Genomic DNA, 16,230 nt, shown 5'->3' with positions numbered 1-16,230 from the left:
GCGCAGGGCCGGCCACAAGGGTGACCGGGTTCCGTGGTAATGTCGTTCGATCAGACGAGGTGATGAAAATGAAGAACGATTTGAGCCGCCGGCACCGCGTGCTGTCGCCCGACAGCCCGTCGGTCGAGGCTTTCGACGACCCGATCGCCGCCGTTGCGCGGCTGTCCGCGATTTACGACACGAATACCGGTTTCCTGCGCGACGCCTTCGCGCGCTATCGCCGCCACGAACCGATTACCGAGCACGTGCGCGCGTGTTATCCGTTCGTGCGGATCCGCACCGACGTCAACACGCACGTCGATTCGCGCCGCTCGTACGGTTTCGTCGCGGGCCCGGGCGTGTTCGAGACGACGGTCACGCGCCCCGATCTCTTCGCGAACTACTATCGCGAGCAGTTGCGCCTGCTGTCGAAGAACCACCATGTCAAGATCGAGATCGGCGTGTCGTCGCAGCCGATTCCGATTCATTTCGCGTTTCCGGAAGGCATCCATCTCGAGGGCGAGCTCGACCGCGACCGCCTGCTCGCGATGCGCGACATCTTCGACACGCCCGACCTGTCGTATCTCGACGACCGTATCGTCAACGGCACGTTCGAGCCGGCGCCGGGCGAGCCGCATCCGCTCGCGCTGTTCACGGCCGCGCGCGTCGATTTCTCGCTGCACCGGTTGCGTCACTACACGGCGACGTCGCCCACGCACTTCCAGAACTACGTGCTCTACACGAACTATCAGTTCTACATCGACGAATTCGTGAAGCTGGGCCGCACGGTGATGACGGAAAGCGACGATCCCGAGGTGCGCGCCTACCGCAGCCAGTACAGCGCGTTCGTCGAGCCGGGCGATGTCGTCACGTACAACGCGAACCTCGGCAGCGAGCCGTCCGAGGGCGCCGCACCGCCGCGCCTGCCGCAGATGCCCGCCTATCACCTGAAGCGCGCGGACGGCAGCGGGATCACGATGGTCAACATCGGTGTCGGTCCGTCGAACGCGAAGACGATCACCGATCACATCGCGGTGCTGCGTCCGCACGCGTGGGTGATGCTCGGCCACTGCGCGGGGCTGCGCAACACGCAGCGTCTCGGCGATTACGTGCTCGCGCACGGTTACGTGCGCGAGGATCACGTGCTCGACGACGACCTGCCGCTGTGGGTGCCGATTCCGGCGCTGGCCGAAGTGCAGCTCGCACTCGAGCGCGGGGTGGCCGACGTCACGCGGCTGGAGGGCGCGGAACTGAAGCGCGTGATGCGCACGGGTACGGTCGCGAGCGTCGACAACCGCAACTGGGAACTGCGCGATCATCGCGAGCCGGTGCAGCGGCTGTCGCAGAGCCGAGCGATCGCGCTCGACATGGAAAGCGCGACGATCGCCGCGAACGGCTTCCGCTTCCGCGTGCCGTACGGCACGCTGCTGTGCGTGTCGGACAAGCCGCTGCACGGCGAGCTGAAGCTGCCCGGCATGGCCGACACGTTCTATCGCGGGCAGGTCGACCAGCATCTGCAGATCGGCGTGAGGGCGATGGAGATCCTGCGGACCAACGGGCTCGACAAGCTGCATAGCCGCAAGCTGCGGAGCTTTGCGGAAGTGGCGTTTCAGTGACGTAAATGCCGGCCCCGTCCAGGATGCGCGTCGCGATGGTCGACGCAACCGCCTACCGGGGCACGGCCGCTTTCCTTCTGCCAACCGCCGTCAGCGAACGACGCCGGCAGCCGGTTCGTGAAACCCGTTCCGATCCATTTCCCGCATCGAATCGCGCACGGCATCGACGACCCGGCCCGCATCCGCGCGCCGCTTGGTCGCCAGGCGTTGTTCCCCGAGCGCCCGCAATGTCGCGCCACCGAAATACTCCATGATGTCCGGCAGGCGACGCACCGTGCCGCGGCTACCCCAGCAGCCGTCGTCGATTTCCGTTGGAAAGACCCACACGCGTGTCGCGACGGCGTCGACCGCCGCACCTTCCGCGCGTGCGACGGCGGCGGTCACGTCGGCGATCAGCGCCGCACGCGCGGCGTCCGTGTACTGTCCTTCGGGCACGGTCGGCACGATCCGGTAGAGCGGCGCAGGCGCGACGGCACCGGCGCGATATACGGCCGCCGGCCGATGGACGAAGATCCAGGTCACGTCCCGCACGCGCGGATCGTCGGGATCGAGTCCTTCGTGACGGATCAGTGTCCCGGTCAGCTCGTTCATCAGTTGCGCTTCGGCGTGCGGCGCGAGTGCCCCTTCGGGGAGGGTGACGTCGATCATCGGCATGGCGGTGTCCTGGTTCGGTGGAGGCGGCGTCGCTCCGGTTCCGGCGACGTGAATCCAGTGTATGAACCGCATGCCGACGCGCGAAGTGGCGAAACTGCCATTCGACGATGCCATTCCCGACAGCGTGTCCCGCGCCCGTTTCAGTCGGGCTAGCGCGCGAAACGACGACGATATTCGCCGGGAGAGATACCGGTTTCGCGCTTGAACAGTTGCCGGAAACCGCTGATGTCCGCGTACCCGACGCGTTCGCACACCGCATCGATCGCGAGCTTCGTTTCCGCGAGCAGCCGCTTCGCGACTTCGATCCTGAGCGTCTGCAGATACCGGAGCGGCGGGGCGCCGACCGCATCCCGGAAGCGGCGATGCAGCGTGCGTTCGCTCATCGCGACGTGGTCGCTCAACCGCGCGAGGCTGAACGGCTCGCGCAGATGCTTTTCCATCCAGCGTTGCGCGCGCGCGATGGCCGGATCGTCGTGTCGATGGTGGCCCATCCGGTCGAGGTCGATGAACGAGTCCTGCGAGTCGCGGTTCACGTCGATCAGCATGAGCCGTGCGACGGACGCGGCCAGGCGCGCGTTCGCCAGCTTGTCGACGACCCGCAGCGCGAGAGTCTGGTACGACGTGACGGCGCCGCCGCACAGGATGCCGTCCTGTTCGGTCAGGACGTCCGACGCGCGTAGCGCCACGTCCGGATAACGCGCGCGGAAGCTCGAGGCTTTCGACCAGTGCGTCGTGGCGACGCGGCCGTCGAGCAATCCGGCTTCCGCGAGCAGGAACGCGCCGGTGCAGTACGTCGCGATCAGCGTGCCGCGCGCGTGTTGCCGGCGCAGTGCATCGAACAGCGGGGCGAGCGGTGCGGGCCGGTCCAGCAGCCGGTCGAGATCGGCGACGAACGGACCCGTGAGCCAGATCGCGTCGGCGCGGCTGCCGCCGTCGATTGCGCCGTCGACCGGAAGGAGCTGGCCGGAGGCCGTGCGCACGGGCCGTCCATCGACCGATTCGACGCGCCAGCGGAACGGCGCGGTCGCGTGGCCGGGCGGCATCGACGACGCGAGATGGTTGGCCGCCGTCAGGATGTCGGTCGGCGCGGCGATGCCGGACGCGAGGGCGTGGTCGACGGCCCAGATTCGGATGAGCGGCATGAGTGGCGGAAGGGGCCCTGGACGAGGGCAATCCTACCATTCGGCCTCATGCGATATCGGCTGCCGAAAATCAAACGGCCGCCCGGCGACGAAGCGCGCGGACGGCCGTGCGTAGCGGGTGAACGTGCAATATCGCTCAGCACTCGCCCTTTTTCGCATGCCCCGGCGGGCAGTGATAACCGCGACGATCGTCATGACCGCGATAGCGCTGGTGATCTTCCCACTCGCGACGTTCCCAGTAGCGGCGGCCGTCCCAGTAGCGGTCGCCGTGCCAGCCGACGATGACCGCCGGCGCCGGGGCGACCACGACGGGCGCGGGCGCGACGACGACCGGCGCGGGTGTGCCGATGTTGACGTCGACGTTGACGGCATGGGCGAGGCCGGACAGCGAAAGGCCGAGGCCGGCGAAAGCGAGGGCGATCAGCGAGCGTTGCATGTTCTTTTCCGTGATGTCGTTGTAAAGAGGCCGGCACGACGCGATGGAAGCGAGGGGGATCGTTCCACCGGGGGGAACGCCGCGCCGACAGAATGCAGTGTGCGGGCACGCGACGGAAAAGGCGAGACGGGTTTGTTACGGAGGGTTGCCGGCCGGCAGCGGCGGGGTGCGGGTATGCGCCAGCGCCATTTGACAATGGCGAGCCGCGGGTGCGGACAGGCGCTCCGCAACGTGGCACGCGGGCCGTGCGAATTTGACATTCGGCGGCACGCGGCCGCAAAGCGGGATTAACGGTGCGTTACAAACTGACACGCGGCAGGCAGCCGAGGCGCCGCCTGCCGCGTGGCGAACCGCACGCCGGCCGTCGGGCCGGCGGCTGCCAAGGATGCGTTACAGATAGAACATCCGGTCTTCTTCCGGCCGCGGCGGATGACCGTCGTCGTCCGAGCCTTCTTCCTCGCCGCTGTCCTCGTAGAACGCGAGCACCGCGTCGAGCACCTGGTCGGGATCGTCGATCACCTGCATCAGATCCATGTCGTCCGGATTGATCAGGCCCATCGGGATCAGCTGGTCGCGGAACCACTGCAGCAGCCCCTTCCAGAACTCGCTGCCGACCAGAATGATCGGCACGAGGCGCGACTTCTTCGTCTGGATCAGCGTGAGCACTTCGGACAGCTCGTCGAGCGTGCCGAAGCCGCCTGGCATCACGATCACCGCATCCGAGTTCTTCACGAACGTGACCTTGCGCGTGAAGAAGTGGCGGAAGCGCAGCGAGATGTCCTGGTAGTGGTTGCCGGCCTGCTCGTGCGGCAACTCGATGTTCAGCCCGACCGACGGCGCCTTGCCGGCGTGCGCGCCCTTGTTCGCGGCTTCCATGATGCCGGGGCCGCCGCCGGAGATCACGGCGAAGCCGGCGTCGGACAGCTTGCGCGCGATCTGCACCGCGAGCTTGTAGTGCGGCGTGTCGGGTTTGAGGCGGGCAGAACCGTAGATGCTGACAGCCGGGCGGATCTCCGACAGGTACTCGGTCGCCTCGATAAACTCTGCCATAATCGTGAACATCTGCCACGATGCGCGCGCCTTCTTGGCCGTCGCGCGTTCTTGATCTGCGAGCGAACGCAGACTCGGAATCACTTTTCTCTTGTTCATAATGCCTGAAGAACGAAATCTGGAAGGTAAGACCCTGCTATTGGTTGACGGTTCGAGCTATCTGTATCGGGCTTACCATGCGATGCCTGATTTGCGTGGCCCTGGCGGGGAGCCGACCGGAGCGCTCTACGGAATCATCAACATGCTGCGCCGTATGCGCAAGGAAGTCAGTGCAGAGTATAGCGCTTGCGTGTTCGATGCAAAGGGCAAGACGTTCCGTGACGACCTTTATGCCGACTATAAGGCAAACCGTCCGTCGATGCCGCCCGATCTTGCATTGCAGGTCGAGCCGATCCACGGCGCGGTGCGCGCGCTCGGCTGGCCGCTGCTGATGGTCGAAGGCGTCGAGGCCGACGACGTGATCGGCACGCTCGCGCGCGAAGCCGAGCGGCACGGGATGAACGTGATCGTGTCGACCGGCGACAAGGATCTCGCGCAGCTTGTGACCGACCGCGTCACGCTCGTCAACACGATGACCAACGAAACGCTCGACCGCGACGGCGTGATCGCGAAGTTCGGCGTGCCGCCCGAGCGCATCATCGACTACCTCGCGCTGATCGGCGATACCGTCGACAACGTGCCCGGCGTCGAGAAGTGCGGGCCGAAGACGGCCGTGAAATGGCTCGCGCAATACGACAGCCTCGACGGCGTCATCGAGCACGCGGGCGAGATCAAGGGCGTGGTCGGCGACAACCTGCGCCGCGCGCTCGATTTCCTGCCGCTCGGCCGCAAGCTCGTGACCGTCGAGACGGCCTGCGATCTCGCGCCGCATCTCGAGTCGATCGAAGCGTCGCTGAAGAGCGACGGCGAAGCGCGCGACATGATGCGCGACATCTTCGCGCGCTACGGCTTCAAGACCTGGCTGCGCGAAGTCGACAGCGCGCCGGCGGAAGGCGGCGGCGCCGATGCGCCGGAAGGCGAGCCGGCACCGGTGGTGGCGGCCGACATCGTGCGCGAATACGACACGATCCAGACCTGGGAGCAGTTCGACGCCTGGTTCGCGAAGATCAACGACGCGAAGCTGACCGCGTTCGACACCGAGACGACCGCGCTCGACCCGATGCTCGCGCGCCTCGTCGGCCTGTCGTTCTCGGTCGAGCCGGGCAAGGCCGCGTATCTGCCGGTCGCGCACCGCGGCCCCGACATGCCTGAGCAACTGCCGATCGACGAGGTGCTCGCGCGCCTGAAGCCGTGGCTCGAATCGGCCGACCGCAAGAAGGTCGGCCAGCACCTGAAGTACGACGCGCAGGTGCTCGCGAACTACGACATCGAACTGAACGGCATCGAGCACGACACGCTGCTCGAATCGTACGTCGTCGAATCGCACCGCACGCACGACATGGACAGCCTCGCGCTGCGTCATCTGGGCGTCAAGACGATCAAGTACGAAGACGTCGCGGGCAAGGGGGCGAAGCAGATCGGCTTCGACGAAGTGGCGCTTGCGCAAGCCGCCGAGTACGCGGCCGAAGATGCGGACATCACGCTGCAGCTTCATCACGTGCTGTATCCGCAGGTCGCGCGCGAGCCGGGCCTCGAGCGCGTGTATCGCGAGATCGAGATGCCGGTCTCGCGCGTGCTGCGCAAGATGGAGCGCACGGGCGTGCTGATCGACGATGCGCGGCTGCACGCGCAGAGCACCGAAATCGCGACGCGCCTGATCGAGCTCGAAGCGCAGGCGTACGAGCTGGCGGGCGGCGAATTCAATCTCGGCTCGCCGAAGCAGATCGGGCAGATCTTCTTCGAGAAGCTGCAGTTGCCCGTCGTGAAGAAGACGCCGAGCGGTGCGCCGTCGACCGACGAAGAGGTGCTGCAGAAGCTGGCGGAGGACTACCCGCTGCCGAAGCTGCTGCTCGAGCATCGCGGGCTGTCGAAGCTGAAGTCGACCTATACCGACAAGCTGCCGCGCATGGTGAACCCTTCGACGGGGCGCGTGCACACGAACTATGCGCAGGCCGTCGCGGTGACGGGCCGCCTCGCATCGAACGACCCGAATCTTCAGAACATTCCGGTGCGCACGGCCGAAGGCCGGCGCATCCGCGAGGCGTTCATCGCGTCGCCGGGTCACCGGATCGTGTCGGCCGACTATTCGCAGATCGAACTGCGGATCATGGCGCATATCTCCGGCGACGCGTCGCTGCTGCGTGCGTTCTCGCAGGGCGAGGACATCCACCGCGCGACGGCCGCCGAGGTGTTCGGCGTGACGCCGCTGGAGGTCAATTCCGACCAGCGCCGGATCGCGAAGGTGATCAACTTCGGGCTCATCTACGGGATGAGCGCGTTCGGCCTCGCGTCGAACCTCGGCATCACGCGTGACGCGGCGAAGCTCTATATCGACCGTTATTTCGCCCGCTACCCGGGCGTCGCGCAGTACATGGAGGACACGCGCTCGCTGGCGAAGGAAAAGGGCTACGTCGAAACCGTTTTCGGCCGCCGCCTGTGGCTGCCGGAAATCAACGGCGGCAACGGCCCGCGCCGCCAGGCGGCCGAGCGCGCGGCCATCAACGCGCCGATGCAGGGCACGGCCGCCGACCTGATCAAGCTGTCGATGATCGCGGTGGACGACTGGCTCACGCGCGACAAGCTCGCGTCGCGCATGATCATGCAGGTGCACGATGAACTGGTGCTCGAGGTGCCCGACGACGAGCTGTCGCTGGTGCGCGAGAAACTGCCGGAAATGATGTGCGGCGTCGCGAAGCTGAAGGTGCCGCTCGTCGCCGAGGTCGGTGCCGGCGCGAACTGGGAAGAGGCACACTGACGCACCCCCGTGCGGTTCGCGTTTCCCGCGGCATATTGTTGCAGGGATGCTGAATATCGAGATGGTTTGCTTGTGGTCAACGCGCAAGCTCCCGGACAATGCATGTCAGTCATGTCATTGACGCGGGGCCGCGCGCCCCGCGTTCCGGGTCGGTCGCATCGAAGTGCTTCGAACTGCACAACGATGGTGTCCGAACCGGTTAATCCACCGGGCGGCGCGAATGCATCGCATTGGCTTTGCCCGGCGGCAGCAGTTTCGAATCGCAAAGGGGGAATCAGATGCATCGGATCATCATCGTAGGCGGAGGCGCGGGCGGCCTGGAACTGGCGACGCGGCTCGGCGACCGTTACGGCGCGCGCGGCAATCGTCCCGCGCGTGCGCTTGTCACGCTCGTCGACCGCAATCCGACCCACATCTGGAAACCGCTGCTGCACGAGGTTGCGGCCGGCAGCATGGACCCGTTCACGCAGGAGCTCGAATACGCGGCGCAGGCGCGCTGGCACGGCTTCGAGTTTCAGCAGGGCGAGCTGACCGGGCTCGACCGCACGGCGAAGCGCGTCACGTTGTCGCCCCTCAACGACAGCGACGGCGCGGAACTGCTGCCGGCGCGCGAGCTGGAATACGACACGCTCGTGATCGCGATCGGCAGTACGACCCACTTCTTCGGCGTGCAGGGCGCACCGGAAAACGCGATCGCGCTCGATACGGTCGGGGAGGCCGAGCGCTTCCGCAAGCGGCTGATCGCCGCGTGCATGCGCGCCGAACACCAGGCGCCTGCGCCGACCGCCCCGGGCGAAACGGCCGAGCCGCGCATCCAGGTCGTGATCGTCGGCGGCGGCGCGACGGGCGTCGAGTTGTCCGCGGAACTGCGCAACACGGCGCAGGTGCTGTCCGTGTACGGGCTGCACAAGCTCGATCCGCGCCACGACGTCGGCATCGTGCTGATCGAATCGGGACCGCGGATCCTGCCGGCATTGCAGGAACGCGTGTCGACCGCGACGGCCGAACTGCTCGAGAAGCTGGGCGTGCGATTGATGCTCGGCGAGCGCGTGACCGAGGTCGCGCCGGGGTTCGTGCATACCGCGAGCGGCAAGGCGGTGCGTGCGGACCTGACGGTCTGGGCGGCCGGCATCAAGGCGCCGTCGGTGCTGTCGCATCTCGACGGCCTGCAGGTCAACAAGCTCGGCCAGCTCGACGTGCGCCGCACGCTGCAGACCTTCACCGACGACAACGTGTTCGCGCTCGGCGACTGCGCGGCGTGCGTGTGGCCCGGCAACGAACGCAACGTGCCGCCGCGCGCGCAGGCTGCGCACCAGCAGGCGAGCTTCCTGCTGAAGGCGATCGGCTGCCGGCTCGAAGGGCGTCCGCTGCCCGAGTTCACGTACAAGGATTTCGGCTCGCTCGTGTCGCTCGGCCACTTCAGCGCGGTCGGCAACCTGATGGGCGGGCTGATCGGCGGCAACATGCTGATCGAAGGGCTGTTCGCGCGTTTCATGTACATGTCGCTGTACCGGCTGCACATCGCGGCGCTGCACGGCTATCCGCGGATGATCCTCGACACGGTCGCGCACTGGCTGCGGCGCACGACGCTGCCGCGCGTCAAGCTGCACTGATCGCGCGTTCGCGCGGGGGCGGGCGGGTAGCGTGCGCGTCGCGCAGGTTCCCCGCCCGTTGTTTTTGCAGGAGGCGACGGCATCGCCCGCGGGATTTTCTTTTCAATCGGCAAGCATCCGGCGAATCGCGACGGCCGGCAGGCGACGGGCCGCGTGACGATCCGACAGGCCACCAGCGGGCTTGTGCGTGGGGATCGAGGCGGTCGACGCAACACGTCGTAATCGAGTCTTACACATCTGACAGTTGACGCGACAACGGATTATTGGGCATCTTGTCCGGGTTTCCGTCCGCGGCGGGGGTGCCCACCGCCGCGACGTCCGCGCCGTGCGCCGGCGCGATGCCCCGTCATACGCATCCGGAATCGTGACGGCGGCGCCCAATCGAGGAGTGCATTCATGTTGAAACCCGAAGTCGACAGCCTGGTCCCCCACGTTCCGTTCTCGCGCCGCAAGTTCATGCAGGCCGCGCTGGGCGGCACCTTCGCGGCGGCCGTGCTGCCCGTTTCGGCGCAGACGGTCACGACCGACAGCGCCGGGCTGGACGTCGACACCGTCGAGATCCGCTCGGGCGACGCGAGCGTGCCGGCTTATCGCGCGCAACCGGCCGACAAGACGAACCTGCCGGTCGTGATCGTGATCCACGAGATCTTCGGCGTGCACGCGCATATCGCCGACGTCTGCCGCCGTTTCGCGAAGCTCGGTTATCTTGCGATCGCGCCCGACCTGTTCGCGCGGCAGGGCAATGCGGCGAAGTATCCGACGATGAAGGAGCTGTACGACCACATCATCAGCAAGGTGCCGGACCGCCAGGTCACCGAGGATCTCGATGCGACGGTGGCGTGGGCCGGCAAGAACGGCGGCGACCTGACGCGTCTCGGCGTGACGGGCTTCTGCTGGGGCGGGCGCCAGGCGTGGCTCTATGCCGAGCACGATCCGCACGTGCGCGCGGCCGTTGCATGGTATGGCTTCGTCGAGGGCAAGACCGACGAGATGACGCCGTTCAACCCGGTCGATCATGCGTCGTCGCTGAAGGTGCCGGTACTCGGTCTGTACGGCGAGAAGGATACGAACATCACGCAGGCGTCGCTCGCGGACATGCGCAAGGCGATCCAGGCGAGCGACTCGAAGCTCGCGCGCGAATCGGAGATCGTCGTGTATCCGGATGCCGGTCACGCGTTCTTCGCCGACTACCGGCCGAGCTACGTCAAGGGCGATGCCGAGGACGGCTGGAAGCGCGCGATCGCGTGGTTCCACAAGTACGGCGTGATGTAAACGAGCAGCGGCGGCCCATGCCGCCGCTTCGTCACTGCTGCGTGACGCTGGTGCTTACGGCGTCGGGCCGGTGGCGATCGGCCGCGACGGATCGGCGCTCCATTCGCTCCACGAGCCCGGGTACAGCGATGCGCCGTGCAGCCCCGCCACCTCCATCGCCAGCGCGTTGTGGCACGCGGTCACGCCGGAGCCGCATTGCAGGATCACGCGGTTCGGCTCGGTGCCGGCCAGTACGGTCGAGAACGCTTCGCGCAATTCATGGCCGGTCTTGAAGCGGCCGTCGGCATTCAGGTTGTCCTTGAAGAAGCGGTTGCGCGCGCCGGGGATGTGGCCGCCGACACGATCGATCGTTTCGTTTTCGCCGCGGTAGCGGTCCGGTGCGCGCGCATCGATCACGACGCGCGTGGGCGACGTCACGTTCGCGAGCACGGCTGCCGCGTCGACCGTCGATTCGAGCGGCGCTGCCGCGCGGAAATCGCCGGCGGCCGGTTGCGGCACGTCGGCCGTCAGCGGCTGGCCCGCTGCTTCCCAGGCCTGCAGGCCGCCGTCGAGCACGGCGACCGAATCGTGGCCGAGCCAGCGTAGCAGCCACCACAGGCGCGCCGCATACGCGCCGCCTTGCGCGTCGTATGCGACTACCTGCTGGCCTTGCTTGACGCCGTGGCTGGCGAGCAGCGTGGCGAATGCGTCGCGGGTCGGCAGCGGATGGCGGCCGTTGGTGCCGGTCTTGCGGCCCGACAGGTCGCGGTCGAGATGAAGGTAGTGTGCGCCGGGGAGGTGGCCGGCCGCATAGGCCGCTTCGCCTGCGCCGGGATCGGCGAGATCGAAGCGGCAGTCGAACAGGACGACGCTGCCGGGCGCCGCGGCCAGGCGCTCGGCGAGGTTGGCGGCGGAGATGAGCGTGGTGTAGTGAGTGTGTGGCATGACGACTCCCTGGAGTGCAATTGGCCTGACACTCCAAGTCTAAACAAAAAAAGACGGGCCGAAGCCCGTCTTTTCGTCTGCCGGATACCATGCGGCGTCAAGGCGCCGCACCGGCCGTCAGAGGTCGCCGAGGTGGCGGCGCAGGAATTCGTGGAAGTGCTGCATGCCGTCTTCCATCGGGCTCTGGTACGGGCCGACCTGCGACTCGCCGCGTGCCATCAGCGCACGGCGGCCTGCGTCCATCCGCATGGCGATCTCGTCGTCCTCGACGGCCGTTTCCATATAGGCGGCGCGCTCGGCCTCGACGAATTCGCGTTCGAACAGCGCGATTTCCTCGGGGTAATAGAACTCGACGATGTTGGTCGTCTTCTGCGGGCCGCGCGGGATCAGCCACGACACGACGAGCACGTGCGGGTACCACTCGATCATTAGGCCCGGGTAGTAGACCATCCAGATCGCGCCGAACTCCGGCGGCACGCCGTTGCGGAACTTCAGCACCTGCTCGTGCCATTTCTGGTAAGTCGCGCTGCCCGGTTTCGCGAGCGCGTTGTGCACGCCGACCGTCTGCACGCTGTACCAGTCGCCGAACTCCCACTTGAGGTCGTCGCACGACACGAAGCTGCCGAGACCCGGGTGGAACGGGACGACGTGGTAATCCTCGAGGTAGACCTCGATGAACGTCTTCCAGTTGTAATCGCACTCGTGCACTTCGACGTGATCGAAGTGGTACTCGGAGAAGTCGAAGTGATGCTTGGTGCCGAGGTGGGCAAGATCGCGCGCGACGTTGCGGCCTTCGGCCTCGAACAGCAGCCCCTGCCAGTTTTGCAGCGGGCTCTTGCCGAGGTTCAGGCACGGCTTGTCGGGGAAGTGCGGTGCGCCGAGCAACTCGCCTTCCAGGTCGTACGTCCAGCGGTGCAGCGGGCACACGATGTTCTGCGTGCGGCCGCGCCCGTTGAGCATGATCGCCTGACGGTGGCGGCAGACGTTCGACAGCAGTTCGATCTGGTTCGTCTGGTTGCGGACCAGCACGCGGCCTTCCTGCTCGGACGGCAGCGCGAAATAATCCCCCGCCTCGGGCACCATCAATTCGTGCCCGACGTAACGAGGTCCTTTCTTGAAGAGGGTTTCGATCTCGCGCTCGAGTAGCGCCTCATCGAAATATGCAGTGACTGGAAGCTGGCTGTGGGCCGACTTCAACTGAAGCGCATCGCTCAGATTGGACATTCCCACTCCCGGTGTTAGCGTGAAAGCAGTGAACAACCCAACCATCGAAAAATCGATTTAGGGAAACGGAGAATTATACCCGGTTCGCCTCGCAAGGCTAGGATTAAGTGCCTGATTTGTGTCAATTTTTTGTCGGGCGACCCGCGGGAGGCGCACAATGTGCGTCGGAGATGGGGCCGGAATATGTACCGGGGTGCCCACGACGGCAGGTCGGAAAATTCTCTTTTGCCGTAGAATGTCCGACTTGTTTTGAAATTTGACACCTCGTCCATGGCGAAAACCGCATCCCCAGGCGCCACGCCGCCCGGCAATGGCACCGAACCGTTGCCGGACAATTACGAGATGGCGCTCGCGGAACTCGAGACGCTGGTTGCCCGGATGGAAGGCGGCGCGTTGAGCCTCGAGGATTCACTGACGGCATACCGCCGCGGTGCGGCCCTCGTTGCGTTTTGCCAACAGCAGCTCGAGAAAGTGGAGCAGCAGGTTCGCGTGCTCGACGGCGCGACGCTGAAGCCGCTTTCGTCCGGAACGGCCGCCACGGACGGCGAAGACGACGATCTATGACATTCGAACAATGGATGCGGTCCGTGCTTGACCGTGTCGAGAACGCACTCGGCCACTATCTGCCCGCCGATACCGCGATGCCCGCGAAACTTCACGAGGCGATGCGCTACGCGGTCCTCGGTGGCGGCAAGCGGGTTCGTCCGCTGCTGTGCCATGCAGCAGGCGAACTGACCGGCGCGACGGAAGCGGCACGCAATGCGGCGGCGGCGGCGCTGGAGATGATCCACGTCTATTCGCTCGTGCACGACGACATGCCGTGCATGGACGACGATGCGTTGCGCCGCGGCAAGCCGACCGTGCACGTGCAGTACGACGAGCCGACGGCCCTGCTGGTCGGCGACGCGCTGCAGTCGCAGGCGTTCGTCGCGCTGACCGACGCCGAGGCGCTGTCGCCGGTGCAGCAGGCCGCGCTCGTGCGTGAACTGGCGCTTGCGAGCGGCTCGATCGGCATGGCGGGCGGGCAGGCGATCGACCTGGCGAGCGTCGGCCTCAAGCTGACGCGCGAACAGCTCGAAACGATGCACCGGATGAAGACCGGCGCACTGCTGCGCGCGGCCGTGCGGATGGGCGCGCTGGCCGGCGAGACGCCGTCGGCGGAAACGATGGCCGCGCTCGACGTCTATGCGGGGGCCGTGGGTCTGGCCTTCCAGGTCGTCGACGACATTCTCGACGTCACGACCGATTCGGCGACGCTCGGCAAGACGGCCGGCAAGGACGCGGCGAACGACAAGCCGACCTACGTATCGATCCTCGGCCTCGAGGCGTCGCGCGAGCTGGCAGCGCAGCTGCGCGCCGAAGCGCACGACGCGCTGAAACCGTTCGGCGCACGCGCACAGCGTCTCGCCGAACTTGCCGACCTGGTAGTGAACCGGGTCAGCTGACGCGAAAGCCCGCCGCCGCGCACACGCTACGGTGCGTGCAATAGAATGCGGGCGCGTTTGATTTCCTACAATGGAACGACGATGTACGACTTGCTGAAAACCATCGACGACCCGGCGGATTTGCGCCGCCTCGATCGTCGCCAACTGCAACCGCTCGCGGATGAACTGCGTGCGTTCGTGCTCGACAGCGTGTCGAAGACGGGCGGCCATTTGTCGTCCAACCTCGGGACGGTCGAGCTGACGATCGCGTTGCACTACGTGTTCAACACGCCGAACGATCGCATCGTCTGGGACGTGGGCCACCAGACCTACCCGCACAAGATCCTGACGGGCCGCCGCGACCAGATGCATTCGCTGCGTCAGCAGGACGGCATCTCGGGCTTCCCGCGCCGCAGCGAATCCGAATACGACACGTTCGGCACCGCGCACTCGAGCACGTCGATCTCGGCCGCGCTGGGCATGGCGATCGGCAGCCAGCTGAACGGCGACGACCGCTTCTCGATCGCCGTGATCGGCGACGGCGCGATGACGGCCGGCATGGCGTTCGAGGCGATGAACAACGCGGGCGTGTCGGAAGACGCGAAGGTGCTCGTGATCCTGAACGACAACGACATGTCGATCTCGCCGCCGGTCGGCGCGCTGAATCGTCATCTCGCCCGCCTGATGTCGGGCCGCTTCTATGCGGCCGCGCGTGCCGGTGTCGAGCGCGTGCTGAGCGTGGCGCCGCCGGTGCTCGAACTCGCGCGCAAGCTCGAGGAGCACGCGAAGGGCATGGTCGTGCCGGCCACGCTGTTCGAGGAGTTCGGCTTCAACTACATCGGCCCGATCGACGGTCACGATCTCGATTCGCTGATCCCGACGCTGCAGAACATCCGCGAACTGCGCGGCCCGCAGTTCCTGCACGTGGTGACGAAGAAAGGCCAGGGGTACAAGCTCGCCGAAGCCGATCCCGTGCTCTATCACGGTCCCGGCAAGTTCAACCCGGCCGAAGGCATCAAGCCGTCGACCACGCCCGCGAAGAAGACCTACACGCAGGTGTTCGGCGAATGGCTGTGCGATGAAGCCGAGCGCGATACGCGCGTCGTCGGCATCACGCCCGCGATGCGCGAAGGCTCGGGCATGGTCGAGTTCGAGAAGCGTTTCAAGGATCGCTACTACGACGTCGGCATCGCCGAGCAGCACGCGGTGACGTTCGCGGGCGGCCTCGCAACCGAAGGGCTGAAGCCGGTCGTCGCGATCTATTCGACGTTCCTGCAACGGGCATACGACCAGCTGATTCACGACGTCGCGCTGCAGAACCTGCCGGTCGTGTTCGCGATCGACCGCGCGGGCCTCGTCGGCGCGGACGGCGCGACGCACGCGGGTGCGTACGATCTCGCGTTCATGCGCTGCATCCCGAACATGACGATCATGGCGGCATCCGACGAGAACGAATGCCGCCAGATGCTGCACACGGCGCTGCAGCAGCCGAACCCGACCGCGGTGCGTTATCCGCGCGGCGCGGGCACCGGGGTGGCGACGGTGAAGGAGTTCACCGAGATCCCGGTCGGCAAGGGCGAAGTGCGTCGCCGCACGTCGCAGCCGGAAGGCAAGCGCGTCGCGATCCTCGCATTCGGCACGATGGTCGCACCGTCGCTGGCGGCGGGCGAGGAGCTCGACGCAACGGTCGCGAACATGCGCTTCGTGAAGCCGGTCGACGCGGCGCTCGTGCGCGAGCTCGCCGAAACGCACGACTACCTCGTCACGGTCGAGGAAGGTTGCGTGATGGGGGGCGCGGGCTCGGCCTGCGTGGAAGCCCTGATGGAGAGTGGGGTTATCCGACCCGTACTACAATTGGGCCTCCCTGACCTGTTCATCGATCACGGCGATCCCGCGAAGCTGCTGTCGCAATGCGGCCTCGACGGCGCGGGCATCGCGAAATCGATTCGCGAACGCTTTCTGAGCCCGGCGGCCGATGTCGCCGGTCAGGCGAAGCGCGTCGCATAAGCTGGCGCCGCCCGTGGGCGGTGCCGGTGCGACTG

General features: G+C 66.4%; 13 protein-coding genes. 7 read left to right on the top strand and 6 right to left on the bottom strand.

Annotation, left to right across the window (positions count from 1 at the left end; translation table 11 throughout):
• Positions 1-68: 68 nt before the first annotated feature.
• Complete coding sequence (locus G3N62_RS07515) at positions 69-1,595, top strand: AMP nucleosidase (RefSeq protein WP_034185973.1); 1,527 nt, start codon at positions 69-71, stop codon at positions 1,593-1,595.
• A 90-nt stretch (positions 1,596-1,685) separates the two neighbouring features.
• Here G3N62_RS07515 and G3N62_RS07510 read toward each other — a convergent pair whose 3' ends face one another.
• The 4 genes from G3N62_RS07510 to G3N62_RS07495 all read right to left on the bottom strand — a co-directional run bounded on the left by G3N62_RS07510 (position 1,686) and on the right by G3N62_RS07495 (position 4,976).
• The gene (locus G3N62_RS07510) at positions 1,686-2,249 is read right to left on the bottom strand and encodes a Tautomerase enzyme (RefSeq protein ID WP_124668822.1); all 564 of its coding nucleotides are present in this window, start codon (positions 2,247-2,249) and stop codon (positions 1,686-1,688) included.
• Between the two features lie 149 nt (positions 2,250-2,398).
• Positions 2,399-3,391, bottom strand: coding sequence for a helix-turn-helix domain-containing protein (locus tag G3N62_RS07505; RefSeq protein WP_124609465.1), 993 nt, complete (start codon positions 3,389-3,391; stop codon positions 2,399-2,401).
• Between the two features lie 136 nt (positions 3,392-3,527).
• Positions 3,528-3,827, bottom strand: coding sequence for a hypothetical protein (locus G3N62_RS07500; protein WP_034185731.1), 300 nt, complete (start codon positions 3,825-3,827; stop codon positions 3,528-3,530).
• A gap of 390 nt (positions 3,828-4,217) precedes the next feature.
• On the bottom strand, positions 4,218-4,976 hold the full coding sequence (locus tag G3N62_RS07495; protein WP_034185732.1) for a TIGR00730 family Rossman fold protein: 759 nt from the start codon (positions 4,974-4,976) through the stop codon (positions 4,218-4,220).
• A gap of 1 nt (position 4,977) precedes the next feature.
• On the opposite strand from G3N62_RS07495, the gene polA reads away from it, so the two are divergent.
• The 3 genes from polA (at position 4,978) to G3N62_RS07480 (ending at position 10,616) form a co-directional block, all read left to right on the top strand.
• Entirely contained in the window at positions 4,978-7,731 is a 2,754-nt protein-coding gene (gene polA / locus G3N62_RS07490) for a DNA polymerase I (RefSeq protein WP_069705002.1), read from the top strand.
• Positions 7,732-8,009: 278 nt separating this feature from the next.
• Positions 8,010-9,344 (top strand): NAD(P)/FAD-dependent oxidoreductase, encoded by a 1,335-nt coding sequence (locus G3N62_RS07485; protein ID WP_049036581.1) that lies wholly within the window; start codon positions 8,010-8,012, stop codon positions 9,342-9,344.
• Between the two features lie 396 nt (positions 9,345-9,740).
• On the top strand, positions 9,741-10,616 hold the full coding sequence (locus G3N62_RS07480) for a dienelactone hydrolase family protein (protein WP_034185735.1): 876 nt from the start codon (positions 9,741-9,743) through the stop codon (positions 10,614-10,616).
• A gap of 54 nt (positions 10,617-10,670) precedes the next feature.
• On the opposite strand, the gene G3N62_RS07475 is transcribed toward G3N62_RS07480, so the two are convergent.
• Positions 10,671-11,540, bottom strand: coding sequence for a sulfurtransferase (locus G3N62_RS07475; RefSeq protein ID WP_124668823.1), 870 nt, complete (start codon positions 11,538-11,540; stop codon positions 10,671-10,673).
• A 117-nt stretch (positions 11,541-11,657) separates the two neighbouring features.
• Entirely contained in the window at positions 11,658-12,764 is a 1,107-nt protein-coding gene (locus G3N62_RS07470; RefSeq protein WP_034185737.1) for an aromatic ring-hydroxylating dioxygenase subunit alpha, read from the bottom strand.
• 270 nt (positions 12,765-13,034) lie between these two features.
• Here G3N62_RS07470 and G3N62_RS07465 point away from each other — a divergent pair, with 270 nt between their 5' ends.
• From G3N62_RS07465 to dxs, 3 genes are all read left to right on the top strand, one after another.
• Positions 13,035-13,328: an exodeoxyribonuclease VII small subunit gene (locus tag G3N62_RS07465; protein WP_034185738.1), complete on the top strand. Its 294-nt coding sequence runs from the start codon at positions 13,035-13,037 to the stop codon at positions 13,326-13,328.
• Positions 13,325-14,209, top strand: a complete 885-nt coding sequence (locus tag G3N62_RS07460; RefSeq protein ID WP_034185739.1) for a polyprenyl synthetase family protein — start codon at positions 13,325-13,327, stop codon at positions 14,207-14,209. The genes G3N62_RS07465 and G3N62_RS07460 overlap by 4 nt, the downstream gene beginning before the upstream one ends.
• Positions 14,210-14,290: 81 nt before the next feature.
• The gene (gene dxs / locus G3N62_RS07455; protein WP_034185740.1) at positions 14,291-16,195 is read left to right on the top strand and encodes a 1-deoxy-D-xylulose-5-phosphate synthase; all 1,905 of its coding nucleotides are present in this window, start codon (positions 14,291-14,293) and stop codon (positions 16,193-16,195) included.
• Positions 16,196-16,230: the final 35 nt, after the last annotated feature.

The organism is Burkholderia sp. Tr-20355 (assembly GCF_017104685.1).
Classification (GTDB): Bacteria; Pseudomonadota; Gammaproteobacteria; order Burkholderiales; family Burkholderiaceae; genus Burkholderia; species Burkholderia seminalis.
The sequence above is the reverse complement of the archived record's forward strand: the minus strand, read 5'-3'. Positions and strand labels throughout refer to the sequence as shown.

Bases quoted from the DNA above. Each gene is read 5' to 3' on its own strand.
- G3N62_RS07515 (WP_034185973.1), top strand. From the start codon at position 69: ATGAAGAACGATTTGAGCCGCCGGCACCGCGTGCTGTCGCCCGACAGC.
- G3N62_RS07510 (WP_124668822.1), bottom strand. From the start codon at position 2,249: ATGCCGATGATCGACGTCACCCTCCCCGAAGGGGCACTCGCGCCGCAC.
- G3N62_RS07505 (WP_124609465.1), bottom strand. From the start codon at position 3,391: ATGCCGCTCATCCGAATCTGGGCCGTCGACCACGCCCTCGCGTCCGGC.
- G3N62_RS07500 (WP_034185731.1), bottom strand. From the start codon at position 3,827: ATGCAACGCTCGCTGATCGCCCTCGCTTTCGCCGGCCTCGGCCTTTCG.
- G3N62_RS07495 (WP_034185732.1), bottom strand. From the start codon at position 4,976: ATGAACAAGAGAAAAGTGATTCCGAGTCTGCGTTCGCTCGCAGATCAA.
- polA (WP_069705002.1), top strand. From the start codon at position 4,978: ATGCCTGAAGAACGAAATCTGGAAGGTAAGACCCTGCTATTGGTTGAC.
- G3N62_RS07485 (WP_049036581.1), top strand. From the start codon at position 8,010: ATGCATCGGATCATCATCGTAGGCGGAGGCGCGGGCGGCCTGGAACTG.
- G3N62_RS07480 (WP_034185735.1), top strand. From the start codon at position 9,741: ATGTTGAAACCCGAAGTCGACAGCCTGGTCCCCCACGTTCCGTTCTCG.
- G3N62_RS07475 (WP_124668823.1), bottom strand. From the start codon at position 11,540: ATGCCACACACTCACTACACCACGCTCATCTCCGCCGCCAACCTCGCC.
- G3N62_RS07470 (WP_034185737.1), bottom strand. From the start codon at position 12,764: ATGTCCAATCTGAGCGATGCGCTTCAGTTGAAGTCGGCCCACAGCCAG.
- G3N62_RS07465 (WP_034185738.1), top strand. From the start codon at position 13,035: ATGGCGAAAACCGCATCCCCAGGCGCCACGCCGCCCGGCAATGGCACC.
- G3N62_RS07460 (WP_034185739.1), top strand. From the start codon at position 13,325: ATGACATTCGAACAATGGATGCGGTCCGTGCTTGACCGTGTCGAGAAC.
- dxs (WP_034185740.1), top strand. From the start codon at position 14,291: ATGTACGACTTGCTGAAAACCATCGACGACCCGGCGGATTTGCGCCGC.